This window comes from Pseudonocardia spirodelae (genome assembly GCF_037727765.1).
In the GTDB taxonomy this organism is placed as follows: domain Bacteria; phylum Actinomycetota; class Actinomycetes; order Mycobacteriales; family Pseudonocardiaceae; genus Pseudonocardia; species Pseudonocardia spirodelae.
Window position 1 is genome coordinate 202,322 of record NZ_JBBJUP010000008.1, and the last position, 23,245, is coordinate 225,566.

Consider the following 23,245-nt stretch of genomic DNA (forward strand, 5'->3'; position numbering starts at 1 on the left):
CCGCAGGACGCGATCACCCGGCCGGTACCGTCGATGAGGTGACGGTTCTCGCCGCGACGCAGGCAATCGCCCTCGGCCCCGACTGGCTGGACCCGGCGGTGATCATCGAGTCCCTGGGCCCGTGGGCCCTCGTGGGGGTCGCGGCGATCATCTTCGCCGAGTGCGGGCTGCTGCTCGGCTTCTTCCTCCCGGGCGACTCGCTGCTGTTCACGGCGGGCCTGTTCGTCGCCCAGGGCGCGATCGGCATCCCGCTGTGGCTGGTGTGCCTGGTGCTGGTGGTGTCGGCCTTCGCCGGCAACGCCGTCGGCTACGGGATCGGCTACCGCGCCGGGCCCGCCGTCTTCGACAAGCCGAAGTCGAAGCTGTTCAACCCCACGCACGTCGAGAAGACCCACGAGTTCTTCGAGAAGTACGGCAACCGGGCCATCGTCCTGGGCCGCTTCGTGCCGATCGTGCGGACGTTCATCACGGTCAGCGCCGGCGTCGCGCGGATGGACCCGAAGCGCTACCTCACCTACTCGCTCATCGGCGGCGTCGCCTGGGCCGCGGGCGTGACGGTGCTCGGCTACTTCCTCGGCCAGTTCACCTTCGTCCGCGAGCACATCGACCTGATCCTCATCGCGATCGTGCTGATCTCGGTGCTGCCGATCGTGTTCGAGGTGCTGCGGGCGCGGGCGGTGTCGAAGCGCGGTGGACCCGCGACCGCGGTCGACGGTGTCGCCGGCGCCGCGGGCGGGGCGGCCGCCGCCACCGTCACCGGGCGCGACGGCGAGGACGACCCGGCCGCGGTCACCATGCGGATGCCGGCGGTCGGGACCGGCCCCGCGCCGCACGGCGAGCAGGCCCCGCGCCCCGGCGCCGCACCGTACGGGGCGCCCCCGCAGCACGGCGGTCCCGCCCCGCTGGACGGCGCGCCGCAGCACGGCGGGCTCGTCCCGCCGAACGGGCCGGCGCCGCGTCCCGGCGGCCCGGCCCCGGGCACCCCGCAGGGCGGCGGGGAGCCGCCGTACCGGCACACCACCGGCCGTCCCTCGATGCCGCCCCGCCCGGGGCGCTGAGCCCGCCCCGCCCGGGGAGGCCGGTCACCACGCGTCGGACAGGTCCGCGTGCGCGCGGACCCAGCCGTGCATCACGATACCGGACGCGACCCCCGCGTTGACCGACCGCGTCGAGCCGAACTGGGCGATGGACACGGCGAGGTCGGCCGCGGCGCGCAGCTCCGGCGACAGGCCCGGCCCCTCCGCCCCGAAGACGAGCACGCACTCGCGCGGCAGGGTCGTCTCCTCCAGCCGCAGGGCGCCGGGCACGTTGTCCACCGCGACGACCGCGAGGCCGTGCCCGCGGGCGAACGCGACGAGGCCCGCCGCGCCGGCGTGGTGGTGCAGCCGCAGGTAGCGGTCGGTGACCATCGCGCCGCGCCGGTTCCACCGCCGTCGCCCGACGATGTGCACCCCGGCCGCGCCGAACGCGTTCGCCGTCCGGACGACGGTGCCGATGTTGTGGTCGTGCCCCAGGTTCTCGATCGCCACGTGGAACGGGTGCGCGCGGCGGGCCAGGTCCGCGGCGACGGCCTCGCGGCGCCAGTAGCGGTACGGGTCGACGACGTTGCGCCGGTCCCCGTGCTCGAGCAGCTCCGGGTCCCAGTGCTCCCCCGCGGGCCACGACCCCTCCCAGGGGCCGACCCCGACCTGGCCGGGGACCGTCCACCCGCTCGGTCCGGGGTCGCCGCCGGGGTCCGGCCCGGGCTCGGGCGTCATCCCAGCTGCAGGTCCGCCAGCCCCAGCAGCGCGCGGTACGGCACGCCCTCGGCCTCGACGGCCTGCCGCGCCCCGGTGTCGCGGTCGACGACCGTGCAGACGCCGACGACGTCCGCCCCGGCCTGCAGGACCGAGCGGACCGCGGTCAGCACCGAGCCGCCGGTGGTGGAGGTGTCCTCGACGACGAGCACCGGGCGGCCTGCGATGTCGGGGCCCTCGATGAGCCGCTGCATGCCGTGCCGCTTGGTCTCCTTGCGCACGACGAACGCGTCGACCGGGTCGGCACCGGGCTCGGCGGCGGCCGCGTGCAGGACCGCCGTCGCGACCGGGTCGGCGCCGAGGGTCAGCCCGCCCACCGAGCGGTAGGTCCAGTCCTCGGTCAGGGCGCGCAGCAGGCGTCCGATCAGCGGGGACGCCTCGTGGTGCAGCGTGACGCGGCGCAGGTCGACGTAGTAGTCGGCCTCGGCGCCCGAGGAGAGCGTGACCCGCTCGTGGACGACGGCGATCTCCCGCACCAGCGCGGCGAGGCGGGCGCGGTCGGCGTGTGCGGTGCTCATGTGCGGTCCCTGTCGAACGTCGCCGTGATGCGTCGCAGCAGGCCACGGGGCAGCACCCCGGTCACCCCCACGATCGCCTTGTACTGCGTGGACGGCACCGAGACGACGCGGCCCCGGTCCAGGTCCGCGAGCGCCTCGTCGACGACCCGCGAGGGCTCCAGCCACAGCGGGCCGCGCCGCGCACCGACGTCGATGCCGGCCCGCTCGTGGAACTCGGTACGCACGTAGCCGGGGCACAGCACCATCGCGCGCACCCCGGTGCCCTGCAGCGACGCCGCGACGCCCTCGGTGAAGGAGATGACCCACGCCTTGTCGGCGGGGTAGGTCGAGCCGCGCCCGGCGAGGAAGCCGGCGACGCTGGCGACGTTCAGGACCGCGCCGGTGCCCCGGTCGACCATCCCCGGCAGCGCGGCACGCGTCAGCTCCAGCACGGCGGCCACGTTGACCTGCAGCTGGCGGGCGAGTTCGGCCGCGTCGTTCTCCAGGAAGGGGGCGCCCAGCGCGAGGCCCGCGTTGTTGACGAGCAGGTCGACCGGCGCGACGTCGGGGTCGGCGAGCCGCCGGACGACCCGGGCCCGCTCGGCCGGGTCGGCGAGGTCGGCGGGCAGCACCTCGACGGCGACGCCCAGGTCGCGGTAGCGCTGCGCGGCGGCCTGCAGGCGCTCGGCGTCGCGCGCCACGAGCACGAGGTCGCGGCCGTCGGCGGCGAGCCGGTCGGCGAACGCCGCCCCGATCCCCGACGACGCGCCCGTGATCATGACGGAGGGCACGCGGCGAGCGTAGTGCGTCGGCGGGGCGCGGGCGCACGGGCAAGGGTTACCGGCGGGTCGGTGTGACCCGCGCGACACCGGACCCCGGCGACCTCGTGAGACGGGCCGCTCTCGCGTGCCGCCGCCCCATGAAGCCTTTACCGTCGAGCCATGACGTCCGAGGCGCTGTCGATCCGGCGACCGGTCGATCCCGCTTCTCCCGGCGCCCCCGGCGCGCCGACCGGACCGTCGCCCCGGCACTCCCGGGTCGCCGTCGTGGGCGCGGGCTTCACCGGACTCGCCGTGGGCCTGGCCCTGCTCCGGCGGGGCGTGCACGACTTCGTGCTCCTGGAACGGGCCGACGACGTCGGTGGCGTCTGGCGCGACAACACCTACCCGGGCGTCGGCGTCGACACCCCGTCGCCGCTCTACCAGCTGCGCGCCATGACCAACCCGGAGTGGAGCGAGCTCTACGCGCCCGGCCACGAGGTGCAGGACTACGCGCGCCGCCTCGCCCGCTCCACCGGCCTGGCCGACCACGTCCGGTTCGGCGCCGACGTGCTCTCCGCGCGGTGGGACGCCGACGCCGCCCGCTGGCGGATCGACACCCCGACCGGCGAGTTCACCGCGGACGTCCTGGTCAGCGCGGCCGGGCTGGTCGCCGACCCGAAGCAGCCCGACGTCGCGGGCCTCGACGCGTTCCCCGGCCCGGTGTTCCACTCCGCCCGCTGGGACCACACCGCCGACCTCGCCGGATCGCGGGTCGCAGTCGTCGGCACCGGGGCGACGGCGATCCAGCTCGTCCCGCGGCTGCAGCCGCAGGTGTCGCAGCTGCACGTCCTGCAGCGCACCCCGGCCTGGATCCTCCCCAAGCCCGAACGGCCGGTCGGCGAGCGCACCCGGCGTGCGCTGGCGGCCAACCCGCTGCTGAGCCGGATGCAGTTCGACGTCATCTACGTCGGCGCCGAGCTGCTCGCGGCGACCCGGCGCTCGCGGCTGCTGCGCGAGGCCCTGACCCGGGTCGGGCGGCGGCACCTGACCTCCCAGGTCACCGACCCCGCGCTGCGGGCGCGGCTGACGCCCGACTTCGACTACGCGTGCAAGCGCCCGCTGGTGTCCAACGACTACCTGCCCGCGATGACGGCGCCGAACACCACGCTGCACACCGGCGGGCTCGCCCGGGTCGAGGGGCGCACCGTCGTCTCCGGCGACGGCAGCCGCGCCGAGGTCGACGCGATCGTGCTGACCACCGGCTTCGAGGTGGGCGCGACCGCCCCCATCGCGCGCCGCCTGCACGACGCCGCCGGCCGCTCGCTGCACGAGCACTGGGGCGCCTACCCCCGCGCGTACCTGGGGATGAGCTACCCGGGCTTCCCGAACCTGTTCCTCATGCAGGGCCCGAACGCCACCAGCGGCGCGAGCTCGACACTGCTGTTCTCCGAGGCGCAGGCCCGCTACGTCGCCGACGCCGTCTGCCGGATGGCCGCCGAGGGCATCCGCAGCCTGGACGTGCGGGCCGACGCCGAGGAGCGCTGGACGCGCCGCATCCGCCGCCGCTCGGCCCGCACCGTCTACGAGACCGGCGGCTGCTCGAGCTACTACCAGAACGACGAGGGCGTCAACGTCGTCATGTGGCCGGCGAACACCGCGGAGTACCAGCTGCGGACCCGCCGGTTCCGGCTGTCGCCGTTCGACGTCGAGCGCGGCCGGACCGGCGCCGGGCGACCGCTGCACCCGCTGCGCCCGGTCCGGCTGGCCGCGACCGCGTAGGCGGCTCGGCCCCCGGGCGTCGTGCACGGTGTCCGGGGCGCCGGAAGCCACTCACGAGCGCTGCCAGGCGCCCACCTCCGCGGTGAACCGCTGCACGGCCGGCTCGTCGAGGAAGGACGAGGCGAAGGAGTTGGCGGCCAGGGTCCGGAGCTGGTCGTCGGTGAAGCCGAGACCGTCGCGGACGGCGGCGTAGTTCGTGTCGGCGTAGCCGCCGAAGTAGGCCGGGTCGTCGGAGTGCACGGACACGTTCAGCCCGGCGGCCAGCATCTCCGGCAGCGGGTGCAGCCCGATCCCCGGCACGCACGCCAGGCGCACGTTGGACAGCGGGCAGACCGTCAGCGGCGTACGGTCGCGGACCAGCCGGGCGACCAGCTCGTCGTCCTCGATGGAGCGGATGCCGTGGTCGACGCGCTCGACGCCGAGCTCGTCGAGGGCCTCGCGGACGTAGCCGGCCGGGCCCTCCTCACCGGCGTGCGCGACCGGGCGCAGCCCCAACCCGCGGGCCCGGTCGAAGACCTCGGTGAACTTCGTCGGCGGGTGGCCGACCTCGGCCGAGTCCAGCCCGACCCCGACGATCCGGTCCAGGTACGGCTCCGCGGCGCGCAGGGTGTCGAGGGCCTCGCTCGCGGAGCGGTCACGCAGGAAGCAGAGGATCAGCCCCGCCGAGACGTCGGCGGCGTGCGCCTCGATCGCGTCGGTGAGCCCGCCGACGACGTCGCCCATGGCCACGCCGCGGGAGGTGTGGGCCTGCGGGTCGAAGAACATCTCGACGTGGCGGACCCCCTGCTCCGGGCAGGTCCGCAGGTAGGCCGACGCGAGCTCGGCGAAGTCGTCGCGGGTCCGCAGGACGGCCATGTTGGCGTAGTAGACGTCCAGGAAGGACTGCAGGTCGGTGAAGTCGTAGGCGGCGCGCAGGTCCTCCACCGAGGCGTGGGGCAGCGCGACGTCGTGCCGCCGGGCCAGCTCGAACACGGTCTCGGGCTCGAGCGTGCCCTCGATGTGCAGGTGCAGCTCGGCCTTCGGCAGCGGCGGGGTCCCGGTGGTCGTCACCCCGACATCATCGCGCGCGCCCCGCGCCGCTCCCCGGCCCGCCTCCACCGGCGACGGCCGCGTGCGAGGATGCGCGCGGTCCACCGCTGCCGTCCGGAGGAGGGGTCGTGCGTCCGTGCCCGGACACCGCCGACCGCGGGGCCGACCGGCCCGGCCCGCGTCCCGCCGCCCTGCGGACGGCCACGTGAAGGAGCCCGCGGTGGCCGAGCTGACCGTGGCCGATCTCGTGGAGCGGGCCCGCGGTCTCGCCGCCCGCGGGCCGCGCACGGTGCTGGGGGTCACCGGCCCGCCCGGGGCCGGCAAGTCGACGCTGGCCCGGGCCGTGGCCGACGCGCTCGGGCCCGCCGTGTGCGCGCTCGTCCCGATGGACGGCTTCCACCTCGCCGACGCCACCCTGCGGGCGTGGGGGCGCCGCGACCGCAAGGGCGCCTGCGACACCTTCGACCGCGACGGCTACGTCGCGCTGCTGCGCCGCCTGCGGGCGGCCGAGGACGAGGTCGTGCACGCGCCCGACTTCGACCGCACGATCGACGAGCCGATCGGCTCCGCGATCCCGGTGCCGCGGACCGTGCCCCTGGTCCTGACCGAGGGCAACTACCTGCTGACCGCCGAGGACGGCTGGTCGCGGGTCGCGGAGCTGCTCGACGAGAGCTGGTACGTGGAGCTCGACCCCGCGACCCGGCGCGACCGGCTCACGCTGCGCCACGAGCGGCACGGGAAGAGCCACGACGACGCCGTGGCCTGGACCCTGGGCAGCGACGAGGCCAACGCCGGGGTCGTCACCCGCGGCCGGGAGCGGGCGGACCTGGTGGTGCGGGTCCGGCCCTGAGCGGCCGGACCCGCCCGCTCAGGCGCTGGTGACGCTCGCGGTGGCGTGCGGGGAGGTGTGACGGGTCCGGGACCGGGCCCGGGCGGCCGCCGTCGCGCGGGCACGCTGCTCCGCGGTCCGCAGGGAACCCGCGGCCCAGTGCCGCCCGCACTCCGCGGCCGCGCCGACCGCGCGCCCGGCGCCGGGCCGCGACGGCAGGTCCGGCAGCCGCGACGGTGCGCGCCGGACCACGGACGTGCCGGCGAGCAGCTCCTCCGGGGTCGCCGCAGGCACCTGCCGTGTCCCGGGTGACGCGGGTGCCGCCGGGACGTCCGGGGCCGTCGCGGCGGCGTCGGACGCCGGCTCCCAGGTCGCGTCGTGCAGCAGTTCCGCGCCCCGGCGCGCCACCCGGACACCGGCCGCGACGGCGCGGCGGGCCGCACCGGGCCGCACCGGCTCGGGCCGCGGCTCACTGACGATCACTCCGGCGTCGAGGTCGTCCAGCACGGCCTCGGCGGCCGCGGCGCTCCAGTGGTCGCGGTCGTCGGCCCGCACGGTGACGACGCCGACGCCGCTGCCGTACAGGGTCGGGGCCAGCGCGGTCACGAACGACACCGCCCAGGCGGCCGCGGGACCGTCGGCGGGGGCCGGCGAGCCGGCGACCGCGACGATCCCGCCGGTGCCGCGGCGGAGCATCCCGGGCAGCGCGGCGTGGGTGAGGCGCATCGTCGCGGTGACGCCGAGGTCGATGCGGGCCTGCTGCTCGTCCGGCGCCACGGAGGCGATGCCGGGCGCCTCGGACAGGGCGTCGTGCACGAGCAGGTCGACGGCCGGGGCCTCGGGCCCGGAGAGATGGGCCTCCAGCCGGAACAGGCCGTGCCGGGTCCCGAGGTCGGCGACGAGGACGTCCGCGCGGACCCCGTACCGGGCGGCGAGCGCCCGGGCGGAGGCGGCCACGCGGTCGGGGTCGCGGGTGACGAGCAGGAGGTCGTGTCCGCGCGCGGCCAGTCGGTCGGCCAGAGCCGCGCCGAGACCCGTACCGCCGCCGGTGATGAGAGCCAGAGCCACACGATCAGGCTATCGGGACCCGTTCGGCTTAACGCATTCGGGTGGTCACATCGCGTTGCGGTGGATCTACGGAGCGTAGATAGTCGCTGCTCAGGACTCGATCGCGGGACGACGGGCGTGCAGCCCCTCCTCCAGAGCGGTGGCGACCTCGGCCAGGTCGGCGAGCAGGTCCTGCATCCGGTCGGCGGAGATGCCGACGGGTGCGGCGGCCAGCACCCAGGCGTCCTCGGCCCAGAGCAGCTCCACGTCCTCGCCGATCGCGTCGCTGGCGTCGGCGACCCGGGGGGTCAGCAGCGGGCGGACGGCGTCGGCGTCGCTGACGAAGGCGTAGCGCTCGCCGACGGGCTCGAGCAGGTCCAGGCCGGCGTCGTCGGGCAGCGGGGCCGAGGGCAGCCGCAGCTCGACGGCGGCCGGCAGCGACACGTGGACCTGCACCGCGCACAGCACCGAGCTGATCCGGCCGGCCTGCTCGTGGTCGAACGCGTAGGCCTTGCGCGGGCCGTCCGGGGTCGGGACGTCACCGGAGACCAGGTTGCGGGCCACGCCGGGGCCGCCCTGGTGGATCGTCCCGTAGCGCCAGCGGCTGGGCAGGACGGGATCGGACTCGAGGTACTCCCACTCCCGCATCGAGGCCCAGCGGCGGCGGTCACGCGTCGCGCCCCCGCGGAACCGGTCGAAGAGCAGCAGACCGACACCGACGACGATCGCGACGATGGCGATGACGAACCAGACCGACATGCCGCGGAGCGTAGTCCCGACCGGCGCCGACGCGTGGTAACGCCACGGATCCGGACGTGCACGTCGCGCGGTGTTCAGCCGGGCGGAGCCGCGGCGTCCCACTCCGCGGCGGTGGCCCGGCGGGCCGCGTCGTTCTTGCCGTACTCCAGCACGGCGTCCTGGCCCCGGGTCACGGCCTCCTCGGCCGCGGCGCCCGCGGTGCCGGGCAGGAGGCCGGTCCGCATGGTGTCCTCCAGCCGTCGCGCCACGGTGGCGGCCTCCGCCAGCAGCCCGACCACGGCCTCGACCCGGCGGGCGAGCGTCCGCGCGAGCTCGACCGCGTCGAGCACGAGCACGGCGAGCCCGACCGGGGCCGCGGCGCCGGCGGTGACGGCCGCCCCCGCGGCCCACGCGAGGAGCTTCGGCACAAGCCACACGACGAACTCGGCGATCAGGTCCCGCACGATCGCCCGCTCCGTCCCGACGGCCGAGGCGGAGGCGAGGACGACGTCGGCGACGTCGTGCGCCGCGCCGGACAGCCGGCGTACCGCGTCGGCGCGGTCGGCGACGGTGCCGTGGAACGCGGCGGCCGCCGCACCGCTCCAGTCCTGCGGCCGGGCGAGCACGGCCTCGACGTCGGCGGCGCGGGCGAGCAGCTCGCCCGAGATCTGCTGCCAGTCCTTCGCCCTCGCCTCGATCTGCCGGGCGTCGCCGCACAGCCGGTCGAGCGGCTCCCGCAGGAAGGCGAACCGCTCGATGGCCCACCCGACGCCGGCGGCGCCCAGCTCGTCGAGGGGCTCCATGACCAGGCTCAGGGTGTCGAGGCCCGCCACGGTCGCAGCGACGGCGACCCCCGGCGCGTCCTGCTCGGTGACCGCCTTGCCCACGTCCGCGTAGGAGGAGAAGACACCCGCGCCCTCGAGCGGGCCGGGTGGCTCGACCGCGACCGGTGCCGTCACCGGGAGCCGCCGACCCGGTCCGGGGCCGACGGGACCTCGACCTCCCCGAAGCGGGCGGCTGCGGCGAGCTCGGTCTCGAGGTAGGCCGCCGCGGCGTCGCGGGCCGATCCGGCGAGCTCCCGCAGCTCCGCGGCCAGGACCTCCAGCGCCTCGACCCCGGCGCGCATCGCCGCGGTGGCGTGGGCGGAGAAGAAGGCGCCGACCACGCCGTACGCGCCGCTGTCCAGCTCCGCCTGCGCCGGGCGCATCCCGGCGACGGCGGCGCCGGCCTCCTCCAGCGCCCGCGCCCGGGCGGTCACCGCGTCGGGCACGACGACGAGCTCGGGCCGGCTCACGACCCGGCCCCGGCCGTCAGCGGCGCCATGATGCGCTCGACCTGCGCCGTCGCGTCCGCGGCGGCCTCCCGGCTCAGCCGCAGCACCGTCTCGGCCAGCCGGGTCCGCGGCAGGTCCTCCGCCCGCACCCCGAGCTGCAGGTCGGTCAGCGTCCCGGACGCGTCGACGGTGACCACGACCGCACCGTCGCGGGTGCGTGCGGTCGCGGTCACCGTCGCCACCCGGTCGCGGGCCTGCTCGGCCCGCAGCCGGATCGTCTCGACGCGCTCGCGGTACTCGTCCAGCCAGGTGCGTCCGGCGCCCGGCCGGCCGTCGGTGTGGGGCTCCATGGCCCCGACGATGACGGGCACCGCCGGGGCCCACGGGCGAACCGCGGGATCAGTTCGCGATCGCGACCGGCTCCCCGACCGACTTCCCGACGACGAGGCCGCCGGTGCCGCCGTCGGCGGACGGGTCGAGGTCGACCCGCACCGTGTCGCCCTCGCGGACGGTGCCGGACAGCAGCTCGCGGGCCAGCTGGTCACCGATGGCGGACTGCACCAGGCGGCGCAGCGGGCGCGCGCCGTAGACCGGGTCGAACCCGTTCAGGGCGAGCCACTCGCGGGCCGCGTCGGAGACCTCCAGGCTCAGCCGCCGCCTCGCCAGGCGCCGGCCCAGCACGCCGACCTGGATGTCGACGATGTGGGTCAGCTCCTCGGTCGACAGCGCGTGGAAGACCACGACGTCGTCGAGGCGGTTGAGGAACTCGGGCTTGAAGTGCGTCCGGACCACGGCCATGACCGCGTCCTCGCGCGCCTTCTCGTCGAGCGCCTGGTCGGCGATCGCCTGGCTGCCCAGGTTGGAGGTCAGCACCAGGATGGTGTTGCGGAAGTCCACCGTGCGGCCCTGGCCGTCGGTGAGCCGGCCGTCGTCGAGCACCTGCAGGAGCGTGTCGAAGACGTCGGGGTGGGCCTTCTCGACCTCGTCGAGCAGTACCACCGAGTACGGGCGCCGCCGTACGGCCTCGGTGAGCTGGCCGCCCTGGTCGTAGCCGACGTAGCCGGGGGGCGCACCGACCAGGCGGGCCACCGAGTGCTTCTCGGAGTACTCGCTCATGTCGATGCGGATCATCGCCCGCTCGTCGTCGAACAGGAACTCGGCCAGCGCCTTGGCCAGCTCGGTCTTGCCGACGCCGGTCGGCCCGAGGAACAGGAACGACCCGGTCGGCCGGTTCTCGTCCGCGACGCCGGCCCGGGCCCGGCGCACCGCGTCGGACACCACGCGCACGGCCTCGGCCTGGCCGACCACGCGCCGGCCCAGCTCGTCCTCCATGCGCAGGAGCTTGGCGGTCTCGCCCTCCAGCATCCGGCCGGCGGGGACGCCGGTCCAGGAGCTGACGACGTCGGCGACGTCGTCCGGGCCGACCTCCTCCTTGAGCATGACCTCCTCCTGCCGCTCGACGACGGCGGTCTTCTCGGCCAGCTCCTTCTCCAGCGCCGGGATGCGCCCGTAGCGCAGCTCCGCGGCCCGGCCCAGGTCACCGTCGCGCTCGGCCCGGTCGGACTCGCCGCGCAGCTGCTCCAGCTGCTCCTTGAGCTCGCGGGTCGCCTCGATGGCGCCCTTCTCGTTCTGCCAGCGGGCGGTCAGTGCCGCGAGCTCCTCGCGCTTCTCGGCCAGCTCGGCGCGCAGCGCGACCAGGCGGTCGGCGGACGCGGCGTCGCTCTCCTTGGCCAGCGCCATCTCCTCGATCTCCAGCCGGCGGACGGCGCGCTCCACGGTGTCGATCTCCACCGGGCGCGAGTCGATCTCCATCCGGAGCCGGGAGGCGGCCTCGTCGACCAGGTCGATGGCCTTGTCCGGGAGGAACCGGGCGGTGATGTAGCGGTCGGACAGGGTCGCGGCGGCGACGAGCGCGGCGTCGGTGATCCGGACGCCGTGGTGCACCTCGTAGCGCTCCTTGAGCCCGCGCAGGATGCCGACGGTGTCCTCGACCGACGGCTCGCCGACCAGCACCTGCTGGAAGCGGCGCTCCAGGGCCGGGTCCTTCTCGATGTGCTGGCGGTACTCGTCGAGCGTGGTGGCGCCGACCATCCGCAGCTCGCCGCGGGCGAGCATCGGCTTGATCATGTTGCCGGCGTCCATCGCGCCCTCACCGGTCGCGCCCGCGCCGACGATCGTGTGCAGCTCGTCGATGAAGGTGATGACCTCTCCGGCGGAGTCGGTGATCTCCTTGAGGACGGCCTTGAGCCGCTCCTCGAACTCGCCGCGGTACTTCGCGCCCGCGACCATCGACCCGAGGTCGAGCGCCACGACGCGCTTGCCGCGCAGCGACTCGGGGACGTCGCCGGCCACGATGCGCTGGGCGAGCCCCTCGACGATCGCGGTCTTGCCGACGCCCGGCTCGCCGATCAGCACGGGGTTGTTCTTCGTGCGGCGCGAGAGCACCTGCACGACGCGGCGGATCTCGGTGTCGCGGCCGATGACGGGGTCGAGCCCGCCCTCCTTGGCGCGCGCGGTGAGGTCCTGGCCGTACTTCTCCAGGGCCTGGTAGCTGCCCTCCGGGTCCGGGCTGGTCACCCGGGCCGAGCCGCGGACCCTGCCGAACGCCTCGCGCAGCGCGTCCGGCCCGGCGCCGTGGCGCTGCAGGAGCTGCGCGACCGGGCCGCCGGCCCGGGCGAGCCCGACGAGCAGGTGCTCGGTCGAGACGTACTCGTCGCCCATCTCGGTGGCGAGCTGCTGCGCGGCGGTGATCGAGGCCAGCGCGTCGCGCGACAGCTGGGGCGCGCTCATGGAGGAGCCCGAGGCCGACGGCAGCCGGTTGCCCAGCGCGGTCAGCTCGGCCCGGACGGCGCCCGCGTCGGCACCGGCGGCGGCCAGCAGGGGCGCGGCGATGCCGTCGCCCTGGGCCAGCAGGGCGCCCAGCAGGTGGGTCGGCCCGACGTCCGGGTTGCCGGCCAGTGTCGCGGCCTGCACGGCGGCGGAGACGGCCTGCTGGGTACGGGTGGTGGGGTTGAAGGAGTCCATGCTCCGCTGTTCCTCCCGGTCCTTCTCGGTCGATGGTCTGTGACGGGGAGCGGCACCCCGGGCCGCTGCTCACAGTGTGCCCGGCCGGTGCGCCTCTCGACAGGTCCAACGGCAGGAAAGTTGAGTCCATTCCACTCAACGCGAGGAAGTTCCGCGATTTTCTCCGGACACGACCGCGGCCCGCCCGGAAGGATCCGGACGGGCCGCGGGTGGGACGACGAGCTCAGTCGCGGTTGTCGACCAGCGTCATCTTGTTGGTGTTGTGGCTGAAGTTGCCGTTGCCGTTGTCACCGTTGAGGTTGTCCCGGACGTTGTCGTTCAGGAAGTCGCTGCAGTTGCCCGCCTGGCCGATGTTCGAGCCGGCGACCGGGGCCTGCGCGAGCGCGGCACCGAAGTCGCTGCGGACCTTGCCCTCGGCGGCGGCGTCGCCACCCTCGAAGGCGCAGGCCTTCGCCGGGGCACCGTGGTGGTCGCCCTTGTCGTGGCCGTAGTCGCCCGCGAAGGCGAACGGCGCGGCGGCGGCCAGGGTGGCGGCGGTGCCGGCCACGACGAGGCCGATCTTCTTCTTCGACAGCATCTCTGCTTCTCCTGTGTGAATCCGATGCAGGACGACGGCGGCGGCCCCCGGAGCCCGTGGGGGTCGCCTGTCGTCCGACCGCCCGGGGCGACCGAGCGTGCTCGGTCGGTGACGGTCTGCAGCGGTCAACGAGAGGCGAACGAGGAGGTTGCGCTCAGCGATTCACCCGATCGGAGCATCCTGCCGTGCGCCACATCGCCCCAGGTCAGCGGGCGTGCGGCCGTCGGCGCAGCGTCCGGGAGGCGCCGGATCCGAGGTGCGTGGTGCTCGGGAAGCGCCGCCGCGCGGGCCGCGGGGCCCGCGGCGCGGTGCCCCGTGCCCCGAAGAAGTCGCCGCCCTTGCGGGCCGGGTCGTCGGTGCCCCAGGCCCGCCGCTGCGTCACCCGCTCCATCCGCGGGATGTGCTTGCGGCAGTGGATGTAGGCCTCCTCCACGTCCACGACCACCCAGCGCTCGGCCCGCCGGCCCGCGGCGTGGTCCTGGGTGTGGCCCGGGTGGGCGGCGCGGAAGGCGTCGTCGTCCATGATCCGGGCGCGGCCGTTGACGTGCAGCCCGATCAGCGACTCGGTGAAGTCCACCATCAGCAGCCCGACGTGCGGGTTCTCCACCAGGTTGCCGAGGCTGGCGTAGACCCCGTTGCCCCGGTACTCGGGGTAGGCGAGCGTGTGCGGGTCGAGCACCCGCAGGAACCCGGGCGGGCCGGCGCGCAGCGAGCTGTCGCACTCCCCGTGCGCGTCGGAGGTGGCGACGAAGGCCATCTCCATCCGCCCGACGAACTCGGCCATCCGCGGCAGCAGCCGGTCGCGGACCTGGTCGCCGTAGAAGCGGTCGGCCCGCGCGGTGCTGCCGACCTCGGCCTGCAGCGCGTGCTCGCCCGCGGAGCCGGGCCGGTGCGGAGCCTCGGCGGGGTCCACCGGGAGGTGCGGCGACACCGGCGCGGGAGGGGCGGGGGGCTCGGCCGGACGGTCCCGTCCGGGCAGTACGACGGCGGGCGTTCGCAACGGCACCCCTCAACGGTGCCATCCGCGACGGCCAGGACCAAACGATCATGTCCGGAGACCTCCGGGGCCCCGCCACGTCGGCATTCCGCGCCGCGGGCGCTATCCTGACCCCGGCGCCACCCACGCCATGACGAGTGACCACCGTCCCCGAACGGATGAAGAGTGACCATGCGTACCCGCTCACCTCGCCACGGTGAGCCGGACTGCGCACGCCGTTCCGGCATATGGAGTCTCTCGCGTACCCTAACCGGCGGAACCCGGGCGCTGGCGTCCGGTGGGACCGCGGCACGGAGCACGACCGAGGAGAGTGTCCGCCAGGCATGACTGCTGACCAGCTGATCGCCGGCGACGTCGCCCCGCCGCGGCGCCCCGCTTCGGAGGCGGACCGGACCGTCGAGCTCATTCGCGCCAGCTTCGCCCTCGTCGAGCCGCAGGCCGAGGAGATCGGCAAACACTTCTACGCGACGCTGTTCAGCCAGGCCCCGGAGACGCGCGACCTGTTCCCGGTGAACATGGAGGTGCAGCGCAGCCGCCTGCTGCGCGCCCTCGTGCACGTGGTGCAGATGGTCGACCAGCCCGACGACCTGGTGCCGTTCCTGCAGCAGCTCGGTCGCGACCACCGCAAGTTCGGGGTGCTCTCCCAGCACTACGACGCGGTCGGCGCCGCGCTCCTGTCCGCGATCGCCACCTACGCCGGCGAGAACTGGACCCCGGAGATCGAGCAGGCGTGGGTCGGCGCCTACGGCATCGTCGCGGACGCCATGCAGCAGGCCGCCGCCGCCGAGCGCGGGCCGGCCTCGTGGCTGGGCCGCGTCGTCGAGCACCGCCGGATCGGCTGGGACCTCGCGGTCGTCACCGTCGCCACCGACCAGCCGGTGCCCTACCAGGCCGGCCAGTACGTCTCGGTCGAGACGCCGCACCGCCCGCGGCTGTGGCGCTACCTGTCCCCGGCCAACGCCCCCCGGCGCGACGGGACGATCCAGTTCCACGTGCGCGCGGTCGAGGGCGGCTGGGTGAGCCGCGCGATCGTCGCGCACAGCCGGGTCGGCGAGACCTGGCGGATCGGCCCGCCGATGGGCCGCATGGCCGTCCCGCAGAACACCCGGCGCGAGCTGCTGATGGTCGCGGGCGGCACTGGCGTCGCGCCGATGAAGGCCCTGCTCGACGAGGTCGGCCGGCGGCCGCGCCCGCCCCGCACCCAGGTGTTCGTCGGCGGCCGGACCTGGGACGACCTCTACGACTTCACCTCGCTGCGGAAGCTGTCCTACAACTTCCCCTGGCTCGACGTCATCCCGGTCGTGGAGTACGAGGACGAGCCGTCCGGGGCCGAGACCGGCACCCTGGCCGACGTCGTGACCCGCTTCGGCGCGTGGAGCGACCACGACGTGCTGGTCTGCGGGTCGCCCTCGATGATCCGCTCGACCGTGTCGCGGATGCTGGTCGCGGGCACGCCGCTGGACCGCATCACCTACGACCCGTTCACGATGGACTGACCGGGGTGGGGGCGGGCCGTGCCCGCCTCCCACCCCGCGCTCAGAACGCCTCGGTGGTGCGCACCGAGAGCACGTGCAGCTCGCGGCGCCCGGTGAAGGCGTCGCGCCCGTGCAGGAACCGGTAGTTGTCGAGCACCAGCAGGTCACCGGCCTCCAGCCGGAACCGCGGCGCCGCCTCGAACGCGGTCGCCAGCAGGTCGGCGTACTCCTCGACGTGGGCCAGGTGGGCGTCCCACTCCGGCTCGCGCGGGACGGGCAGGGCGTAGTCGCTGGCCCGCACGGCCCGGCGGCCGCCACGGGTGTGCTCGACCATCCGCCGCAGCAGCGGGGTGGCGGGCACGCCGCGGGGCGGGTTCGTCCGGCTGCCGAAGAAGTCGACGTCGCAGCGCGTCAGGAACGCGTGCAGCGACGGGTGCCCGGCCGCGAGCCGGTCGACGAGGGCGTAGCCGTCGACGAGCACCGAGTCGCCGCCCGCGGGCGCCGGGGCGGTGCAGTGCATGAACAGCACGTCCTCGTCGGGGTCGCGCAGCCGGACGGTGCGCCCGTGCACGTCGGCCTCGAGGTGGGCGCCGTCGTTGTGCAGCCCGAGCGCCGGGGAGTCGGTGCCGCCCTGCGGGCGGATGCCGAACAGCTCGCGCAGCCGGCCGCCGAGCAGGGTGGCCGCGGCGACGACCATCGCCTCCGGGTCGGAGCCGGCGCCGGGGATCCGGACGACGCCGTCGCCGTCCAGGACCGGCCGCGCCTCGTCGAGGGCCACCGCCCGCGGGACGACGCCGACGTCGTCCACCAGGTCCTTCAGCTCCGGCCGGGCCTCGCCCCGTCGCCGTCCGTCCGCTCCGGTCACCGCCACGACGTACCTCCTGCAGCTCGTGCGTTCCCGCACCAGTGTTGCAGGAACGGGCGGCCGTCAGAACTGACCGGACGGCCCGGTCGCCCACCGCGCCTCCAGCACGCGTCCGAACGCGCTCACCAGCAGGGCGGTCCCGACGATCGCCGCCGCCGGGAGCAGCACCAGCTGCGGGGCGTGGAACAGGAACTGCCGGCCGTCGGCGAGCATGGCGCCCCACTCCGGGGTGGGCGGCTGCGGCCCGAGCCCGAGGAACGACAGCCCGGCCACCGTGAGCAGCACGTTCGCGAACCGCAGGCACAGGTGCGACAGCAGCGGGCGGGCCAGGTTGGGCAGCACGTGCCGGACGGCGATCCGCAGCGGCCCGGCGCCCACGGCGACCGCGCCCTCGACGTACTCGCGGGCCCGCTCGCGCACGACGAGCTGGTAGGTCAGCCGCGCGAACGGCGTCCACCCGGCGACGACGATCGCCACCAGCAGCGACCACGTCCCCGGTGCGCCGCCGGACGCGGCCACCACGACCAGCCCGATCAGCACCGCCGGGATCGCGACGAGCACGTCGACGACGCGCTGGAACAGCTGCCCCACCGCCCGCCCGGCCCACCCCGCCAGCAGCCCCGTCGCCGTCCCGATCGCCGCGCACAGCGCGAGCGCGACCAGGGTGAACCCGACCGAGACCCGCGCGCCCATGGCGAGCCGGGCGAGCAGGTCGCGGCCCAGCTGGTCGGTGCCCAGCGGGTGCGCCGCCGACGGCCCGGCGAAGCGGTGGGACAGGTCGTTCGCGACCGGGTCCAGCGGCAGCAGCGCGACGACGACGAGCACCGCCGCCAGCGCCAGGCCGCCGAGGAGCAGCGGGGTCCGCCACCCGGACCGGGCCGGTGCGCCCACCGCGCGCGCGAGGGTCGAGGCGGTCACCGGACGGCGCTCCGGGCGACCGGGTCCAGCGCGAGCGCCGCCAGCTCGGCGGCGATCCCGGCGACGGCCGCGACCAGCACGACCGTCAGCAGCCCGGCCTGGACCACGGGCAGGTCCTGGGCGAGCACGGCGTCGTAGAGCAGGCGGCCCAGGCCGGGGATCGCGAACAGCACCTCGACCACGACCGAGCCGCCCAGCAGGCCGCCGAGGAACAGCCCGGACAGCGAGGTCACCGAGGTCAGGGCGAGGCGTCCGCCGTGGCGCCACAGCACCCGCCGGTCGGACAGCCCCTTCGACCGGGCGACGACGACGTGCGGGCGGCCCAGCGCGTCGACGGTCTCGGCCCGGACCAGCTGCGTCGCGAGGGCGGCCGGGAACGCGGCGAGCGTGACCACCGGCAGCACCGCCTGCGCCGGTGCGCCCCAGCCGGTCGCGGGCAGCACCGGCACGGTGACGGCGAAGGCCAGCACCAGGGCGGTGCCCAGCACGAACTCCGGGATCGCGACGCCGAGCACCGACCCGGCCCCGAGCACCCGGTCCAGCCGCCCGCCGGGCCGGCGGGCGGCGTGCACCCCGAGCGGGACGCCGACGAGCGCCGCGAGCACCAGCGCGGCGACACTCAGGGTCAGCGACACCCCGAGCGCGGGCAGCAGCAGGTCGGTGACCGGTGTCCGGCTGGTCCAGGAGATCCCCAGGTCACCGCGCAGCACCGCGCCCGCCCACCCGGTGAACTGGTCCCACCAGCTGCCGTCGAGGCCGTACTCGGCGCGCAGCGCGGCCTGCACGGCCGGGTCCGGGTCCGCCTCCCCGGTCCGGCTGCGCATGATCGCCAGCGCGGTGTCCTGCCCGGAGAACCGCGGCAGCAGGAACACCAGCACGGCCGCGGCCACGGCGACCAGCGGCAGCGCCAGCAGCCTGCGCGCGACGAGTGCGGTCACTCCGTCGTCGCCAGCCCCGGGACCACGAGCGTCTTGGCCAGCGGGTCGACGGTGTAGCCGGTGACCCGGTGCCCGACCCCGCCCGCGTTGGTGTGCACCAGCGGGATGCCGACGACGTCGGCGGTCAGCCGGGCCGAGGCCTCGGTGAAGACCTTCTGCCGGGCGGCCGGGTCGGTCTCGGTGGCCAGCGGCGCCAGCAGCGCGTCGAACTGCGGCGAGCAGTAGTGGTTGAGGTTGTAGGAGCCCTGGCAGGTGTAGTCGGAGGTGAGGGTGGCGCCGGCGTCCGGCACGTCGAGCAGGTAGCTGCGCGAGAGCAGGTACATGTCGACGTCGCCGGCGAGCAGCTGCGGCTCGCGGGCGTCGTAGTCGCCGATGCGCACGGTCGCCTCGATGCCGGCCGCCCGCAGCATCTCCTGGACGGCGGTCGCCAGCGTCGGGAGCTCGGCGCGGGCGCCGTAGGTGCCCAGCTCCACGCGCAGCGGGTTCCCCGGGCCGTGCCCGGCCTCGGCCAGCAGCTGCCGGGCGCGGGCCGGGTCGGCGGGCGGCGGCGCGTCCTGCGACCCCCACGCGACGGCCGGGCCGAACAGCTCCGAGGCGGGGACCGCGGACCCGGCGAGGGCCTGCTCGCCGAGCGCGGTGCGGTCGAGCGCGGCCGCGACGGCCTGGCGGACCCGGATGTCGGAGAACGGCGCGCGGGACTGGTTGAGGATCAGCGACGCGGTGCGCGGCGCGGCGACGGTCTGGTTCACGTACTCGTCGCCGGTGAACTCCAGGGCCGCGGACTCGGGCAGCTCCTGGGCGATGTCGGCGTCGCCGGCGCGCAGCGCGAGGGCGCGCGCGGCGGGGTCGGGCACGAAGTTCGCGGTGACCCCGGCCAGCAGCGGGCGCTCGCCCCAGTAGCGGTCGTTGCGGGCGAGGGTGACCGACTGGGTGCCGTTCACCTCGGTGACGGTCATCGGCCCGGTCCCCGTGCCCTGCACCGACGGCGGGGTGCTGCGGTACGCCGAGGGGGCCAGGATCGCGGTGCTCGCGCCGGACAGGCGCAGCGGCAGGATCGGGTCGGCCGCGGTCGTCGTGACGCGGACGGCCCCGGTCCCGTCGGCGGCGGCCCGCAGGCCGATCCCGCGGACGGCGCGCGGCGGGGCGGCGACGCCGGCGACCCGGTTGAGCGCCTCGGCGGCGGCCTGGCCGGTCAGCGGCTCGCCGTTCTGGAAGCTGACACCGGGACGCAGCTCGAACCGCCACGTGCGGGGGTCGGCCTGCTGGGCCCAGGCCGTCGCGAGCGCGGGGCGGGGACGGCCGTCCGGGCCGGAGGCGACGAGGGACTCGGTGACGCCGAGCTGGGACAGGACGAACGCGTCGTCGGTGTCGACGGCGTATCCCGCGGACGGGCCGAACGCCATCGCGATGGTGACCCGGCCGTCGGGGACGACCCGGCCGGTGCCGCCGCCGGTGCCGCCGCAGGCGGTGAGGACCGCGACACACGCCAGCAGAGCGGCGGCGGCACGGACGGGGGAACGGCGTCGGGACGCGACGACGGGCATGCGACCTGTCCTCTCCTGCGCCCTCGACCGTGTGTCACCCGGCGCTCGGGAGATCTTCGGTAAGCCTGTACATACGGTCAAGTGTCTGCATGTATGCGCATATGTAGTTACTGCCATCAAGTCGCGACAGCCGCAGGGGCTCTGGTACCACTTCGACGTGCTCCGCAGCCTGCTCCGACGCCCCGCCGCCCCCGGGGTGACCACGCCCCCCGCGGCCGCCGTCCGGGGCGGCCTGTGGGCGCGCTTCGTCGAGCTCCCCCCGGTGATGCGGCTGCTGATCAGCACCCAGCTGGCCTTCAACGTGGGCTTCTACATGGTGCTGCCCTACCTGGCGACGCATCTCGCGGAGGACCTCGGGCTCGCCGCGGCCGCCGTCGGGCTGGTGCTCGGGCTGCGGACGTTCAGCCAGCAGGGCCTGTTCGTGGTCGGCGGCACCCTGACCGACCGGTTCGGCGCCAAGCCCGTCGTGCTCGCCGGCTGCGGGCTGCGCGTGATCGGTTTCATCCTCCTCGGCGCGGCCGGGACGCTGTCGGCGGTCGTGGCCGGGGCGCTGCTGACCGGGTTCGCGGCGGCACTGTTCTCCCCCGCGGTCGAGTCCTCGCTCGCCCGCGAGGCGGGTGAGCGCGAGCGCGCCGGGGAGGGGCCGGCCCGTACCGAGGTGTTCGCGATGTTCGCCGTCGCCGGGCAGGTCGGGACCGTGACCGGCCCGCTGGCCGGCACGGCGCTGCTGCTGGTGGACTTCCAGCTGGCCTGTCTCGTCGCCGCCGCCGGGTTCGTGCTCGTCGGGCTGGCGCACTGGCGGTGGCTGCCGTGGCGCGAGGCCGAGCAGGCGGGCCGACCGATGCTCGCGGGCTGGGGCGAGGTGCTGGGCAACCGGCGGTTCATGCTGTTCGCCGCCGGCTACTCCGGCTGGCTGCTGGCCTACAACCAGCTCTACCTGGCACTGCCCGACGAGCTGGAGCGCGTCGATCGCGCCGCGGCCCTGGGCTTCCTGTTCGTGCTGATGTCGGTGCTGGTCATCGGCCTGCAGCTGCGCGTGACGGCGTGGGGCCGCCGGCTCGGGGCGGGCCGCTCGATCGTGCTCGGCTTCGGGCTGATGGCCGCGTCGTTCGCGGTCGTCGCCGCCGCACGGCTGCTGCCGGGCCTGCCCGGGGCGTGGGCGCTCGCCCCGGCCGTGCTGATGGTGCTGCTGCTGACCTTCGGCGAGATGTTCGCCGTGCCGGTGGCGCAGGACCTGGTGCCGCGGCTGGCCGGGGAGCGGCGGCTCGGCGCGCACTTCGGGGTGCTCGCCTCGTTCGGCGGACTGATGGTGCTGGTGGGCTCGACGGGCGTCGGGGCGCTGCTGGACCCCGCCTTCCCGCCGGCGCTGCCCTTCGCGGTGCTCACCGTCGTGCCGCTGGTGGGGGCGGTGGTGCTGGGAGTGCTCGCCCGGCGCGGGCTGCTCGCCGCGAGCTGAGCTCAGGTGTCGTCGGGACGCCACCGGACGACGGCCCGGCGCCGGTCCACCGGCACGAGGTCGCGCCGGTAGGAGCGGTGCACGGCGGCCGTCGCCTGCGCGGCGGCGGCCCGCACCGCGTCGAGCTCGGCCGTGGCCTCCTCCAGGCGCGCGGTCAGCTCGTCGACCATCTGCTCCAGCTCGATGATCCGCTTGACGCCGGCGAGGCTGACGCCCTCCTCCTGGGAGAGCCGCTGCACCTCGCGCAACAGCGCGATGTCGCGCTGGGAGTAGCGCCGACCGCCGCCCGCGGACCGGCCCGGGCTCACGAGCCCGAGCCGGTCGTAGCTGCGCAGGGTCTGGGCGTGCAGGCCGGACAGCTGCGCGGCCACCGAGATCACGAACACCGGGCTGTCGTGCGCGACGTCGATGTCGCGCTGCTCCCGGCCGTCGTCGGGGGTGCGTCGTCCGGTCACCGCCATCACCTCCTGGTGCCGAGCAGGTCGGCCCGCGGGTCGAACGACGACGTCGCCTCCGCGTAGGACCGCAGTGCCGCCGCCGCCGCCTCGTCGAGCTTCTGCGGGACCGCGACCTCCACGGTGACCAGCAGGTTGCCCTTCTTGCCGTTCTTGCGTTCCACACCGCGCCCGGACACCCGGAAGGTCCGGCCGCTGGAGGTCCCCGCGGGGATCTTCAGCGAGACCGTGCCGTCGAGTGTGGGCACCGTCAGCGTCGCACCCAGAGCGAGCTCGGGGAAGGTCACCGGGACGGTGAGGGTGAGGTCGTCGGCGTTCTTCGGGGAGCGCCCGAAGATCCGGTGCGGGGTCACCGAGACCATCACGTAGAGGTCCCCCGCGGGTGCGCCGCCGCGGCCGGGCTCGCCCTGGCCGGCGAGCCGGACCTTCTGGCCGTCGTCGACGCCGGCCGGGACGCGCACGGTCAGCGAGCGGGTCCGGGTGGACACGCCGTCGCCGTGGCACTCCGGACACGGGTCGTCGATGATGCGGCCGGTCCCGCGGCAGTCGCGGCACGGCTCGGAGAACGAGAACGCACCCTGGCTGCGGTTGACCAGCCCCTGCCCCTGGCAGGTGGCGCAGGTCCGCGGGGTGCTGCCGGGCCGGGACCCGGTGCCGCCGCAGCGCTCGCAGCGCCCCGGCGACGACAGCTTGATCGGCACCGTCGCGCCGCGCACCGCGTCGTCGAAGGAGATGGTCAGGCTGCTCTCGACGTCCTGGCCGCGGCGGGCGCCGGCACCCGTGCCGAAGCCGCCCGCGCCGCCGCCGTTGCGTGCGGCCCGGCCGAAGATGTCGCCGAGGATGTCGCTGAAGTCCCCGCCGCCCGCGCCGGCGGCGCCACCGGCGCCCCGGCCGGCCTGGCCGAACAGGTCGTTGATGTCGAACCCGCCGGCACCCGCGCCGCCACCGGGCCGCGCGCCGCCGGGGAACCCGCCGCCGGAGCCGAACCCGCCGAAGCCGCCGCCCCCGGCGAACATCGCGCGGGTCTCGTCGTACTCCGTGCGCTTGGCCTCGTCACCCAGCACGCCGTAGGCCTCCGACACCGCCTTGAATCGGGCCTCGGCCTTCTCGTCGCCGGGGTTGGCGTCGGGGTGCAGCTCGCGGGCGAGCTTGCGGTACGCCTTCTTGATCTCGTCCTGGGACGCCGTCGAGGAGACGCCCAGCTCGCGGTAGTAGTCCTTCTCGATCCAGTCGCGCTGGGTCACTCC

23 protein-coding genes are annotated in these 23,245 nt (G+C 75.5%); 5 read left to right on the top strand and 18 right to left on the bottom strand.

What is annotated here, in order from left to right; all coding sequences use genetic code 11:
* The first annotated feature begins 38 nt into the window (after positions 1-38).
* Positions 39-1,058, top strand: coding sequence for a DedA family protein (locus WJX68_RS12355; protein WP_340289870.1), 1,020 nt, complete (start codon positions 39-41; stop codon positions 1,056-1,058).
* A gap of 24 nt (positions 1,059-1,082) precedes the next feature.
* On the opposite strand, the gene WJX68_RS12360 is transcribed toward WJX68_RS12355, so the two are convergent.
* From WJX68_RS12360 to WJX68_RS12370, 3 genes are read right to left on the bottom strand one after another with little or no spacing between them, the layout of a single operon-like run.
* Entirely contained in the window at positions 1,083-1,757 is a 675-nt protein-coding gene (locus WJX68_RS12360) for a TrmH family RNA methyltransferase (RefSeq protein ID WP_340289872.1), read from the bottom strand.
* A complete protein-coding gene (gene pyrE / locus WJX68_RS12365) occupies positions 1,754-2,314 on the bottom strand; it encodes an orotate phosphoribosyltransferase (protein WP_340289874.1) in 561 nt (186 codons plus the stop codon). The genes WJX68_RS12360 and pyrE overlap by 4 nt, the downstream gene beginning before the upstream one ends.
* Entirely contained in the window at positions 2,311-3,084 is a 774-nt protein-coding gene (locus WJX68_RS12370) for an SDR family NAD(P)-dependent oxidoreductase (protein WP_340289876.1), read from the bottom strand. The genes pyrE and WJX68_RS12370 overlap by 4 nt, the downstream gene beginning before the upstream one ends.
* A gap of 150 nt (positions 3,085-3,234) precedes the next feature.
* On the opposite strand from WJX68_RS12370, the gene WJX68_RS12375 reads away from it, so the two are divergent.
* Positions 3,235-4,833 (top strand): flavin-containing monooxygenase, encoded by a 1,599-nt coding sequence (locus tag WJX68_RS12375; protein WP_340289878.1) that lies wholly within the window; start codon positions 3,235-3,237, stop codon positions 4,831-4,833.
* 51 nt (positions 4,834-4,884) lie between these two features.
* Here WJX68_RS12375 and WJX68_RS12380 read toward each other — a convergent pair whose 3' ends face one another.
* Entirely contained in the window at positions 4,885-5,883 is a 999-nt protein-coding gene (locus WJX68_RS12380) for an adenosine deaminase (RefSeq protein WP_340289880.1), read from the bottom strand.
* A gap of 199 nt (positions 5,884-6,082) precedes the next feature.
* Between WJX68_RS12380 and WJX68_RS12385 the strand changes: the two genes are divergently transcribed.
* Entirely contained in the window at positions 6,083-6,712 is a 630-nt protein-coding gene (locus tag WJX68_RS12385; protein ID WP_340289882.1) for a nucleoside/nucleotide kinase family protein, read from the top strand.
* Positions 6,713-6,730: 18 nt separating this feature from the next.
* Here WJX68_RS12385 and WJX68_RS12390 read toward each other — a convergent pair whose 3' ends face one another.
* From WJX68_RS12390 to WJX68_RS12425, 8 genes are all read right to left on the bottom strand, one after another.
* A complete protein-coding gene (locus tag WJX68_RS12390) occupies positions 6,731-7,759 on the bottom strand; it encodes an SDR family NAD(P)-dependent oxidoreductase (protein ID WP_340289884.1) in 1,029 nt (342 codons plus the stop codon).
* 90 nt (positions 7,760-7,849) lie between these two features.
* Complete coding sequence (locus WJX68_RS12395) at positions 7,850-8,497, bottom strand: type III secretion system chaperone family protein (protein WP_340289886.1); 648 nt, start codon at positions 8,495-8,497, stop codon at positions 7,850-7,852.
* 74 nt (positions 8,498-8,571) lie between these two features.
* The gene (locus tag WJX68_RS12400) at positions 8,572-9,435 is read right to left on the bottom strand and encodes a WXG100 family type VII secretion target (RefSeq protein WP_340289889.1); all 864 of its coding nucleotides are present in this window, start codon (positions 9,433-9,435) and stop codon (positions 8,572-8,574) included.
* The gene (locus WJX68_RS12405) at positions 9,432-9,770 is read right to left on the bottom strand and encodes a type VII secretion target (RefSeq protein WP_340289891.1); all 339 of its coding nucleotides are present in this window, start codon (positions 9,768-9,770) and stop codon (positions 9,432-9,434) included. Before WJX68_RS12405 ends, WJX68_RS12400 begins: the two co-directional genes overlap by 4 nt.
* Positions 9,767-10,099, bottom strand: a complete 333-nt coding sequence (locus tag WJX68_RS12410) for a YbaB/EbfC family nucleoid-associated protein (protein ID WP_340289893.1) — start codon at positions 10,097-10,099, stop codon at positions 9,767-9,769. Before WJX68_RS12410 ends, WJX68_RS12405 begins: the two co-directional genes overlap by 4 nt.
* Before the next feature lie 49 nt (positions 10,100-10,148).
* Complete coding sequence (gene clpB, locus WJX68_RS12415) at positions 10,149-12,773, bottom strand: ATP-dependent chaperone ClpB (protein WP_340289895.1); 2,625 nt, start codon at positions 12,771-12,773, stop codon at positions 10,149-10,151.
* Positions 12,774-12,996: 223 nt separating this feature from the next.
* The gene (locus tag WJX68_RS12420; protein ID WP_340289897.1) at positions 12,997-13,350 is read right to left on the bottom strand and encodes a hypothetical protein; all 354 of its coding nucleotides are present in this window, start codon (positions 13,348-13,350) and stop codon (positions 12,997-12,999) included.
* Between the two features lie 205 nt (positions 13,351-13,555).
* Positions 13,556-14,263 (bottom strand): pyridoxamine 5'-phosphate oxidase family protein, encoded by a 708-nt coding sequence (locus WJX68_RS12425; RefSeq protein ID WP_340289899.1) that lies wholly within the window; start codon positions 14,261-14,263, stop codon positions 13,556-13,558.
* Between the two features lie 407 nt (positions 14,264-14,670).
* Between WJX68_RS12425 and WJX68_RS12430 the strand changes: the two genes are divergently transcribed.
* On the top strand, positions 14,671-15,843 hold the full coding sequence (locus WJX68_RS12430) for a globin domain-containing protein (protein WP_340289901.1): 1,173 nt from the start codon (positions 14,671-14,673) through the stop codon (positions 15,841-15,843).
* A 40-nt stretch (positions 15,844-15,883) separates the two neighbouring features.
* Here WJX68_RS12430 and WJX68_RS12435 read toward each other — a convergent pair whose 3' ends face one another.
* Genes WJX68_RS12435 through WJX68_RS12450 form a run of 4 tightly spaced genes read right to left on the bottom strand, consistent with a single transcriptional unit; the run spans position 15,884 to position 20,087 of the window.
* On the bottom strand, positions 15,884-16,693 hold the full coding sequence (locus WJX68_RS12435) for a TauD/TfdA family dioxygenase (protein ID WP_340289903.1): 810 nt from the start codon (positions 16,691-16,693) through the stop codon (positions 15,884-15,886).
* A gap of 57 nt (positions 16,694-16,750) precedes the next feature.
* A complete protein-coding gene (locus WJX68_RS12440; RefSeq protein ID WP_340289905.1) occupies positions 16,751-17,605 on the bottom strand; it encodes an ABC transporter permease in 855 nt (284 codons plus the stop codon).
* Positions 17,602-18,543: an ABC transporter permease gene (locus tag WJX68_RS12445; protein ID WP_340289907.1), complete on the bottom strand. Its 942-nt coding sequence runs from the start codon at positions 18,541-18,543 to the stop codon at positions 17,602-17,604. Before WJX68_RS12445 ends, WJX68_RS12440 begins: the two co-directional genes overlap by 4 nt.
* Positions 18,540-20,087, bottom strand: coding sequence for an ABC transporter substrate-binding protein (locus tag WJX68_RS12450; protein WP_340289909.1), 1,548 nt, complete (start codon positions 20,085-20,087; stop codon positions 18,540-18,542). Before WJX68_RS12450 ends, WJX68_RS12445 begins: the two co-directional genes overlap by 4 nt.
* Positions 20,088-20,244: 157 nt before the next feature.
* Between WJX68_RS12450 and WJX68_RS12455 the strand changes: the two genes are divergently transcribed.
* On the top strand, positions 20,245-21,543 hold the full coding sequence (locus tag WJX68_RS12455) for an MDR family MFS transporter (RefSeq protein ID WP_340289912.1): 1,299 nt from the start codon (positions 20,245-20,247) through the stop codon (positions 21,541-21,543).
* Between the two features lie 2 nt (positions 21,544-21,545).
* On the opposite strand, the gene WJX68_RS12460 is transcribed toward WJX68_RS12455, so the two are convergent.
* Together WJX68_RS12460 and WJX68_RS12465 are read right to left on the bottom strand one after the other, a co-directional pair.
* Entirely contained in the window at positions 21,546-21,998 is a 453-nt protein-coding gene (locus WJX68_RS12460) for a heat shock protein transcriptional repressor HspR (protein ID WP_340289914.1), read from the bottom strand.
* Positions 21,999-22,003: 5 nt separating this feature from the next.
* Entirely contained in the window at positions 22,004-23,242 is a 1,239-nt protein-coding gene (locus WJX68_RS12465) for a DnaJ C-terminal domain-containing protein (RefSeq protein WP_340289964.1), read from the bottom strand.
* Between the last annotated feature and the right edge of the window lie 3 nt (positions 23,243-23,245).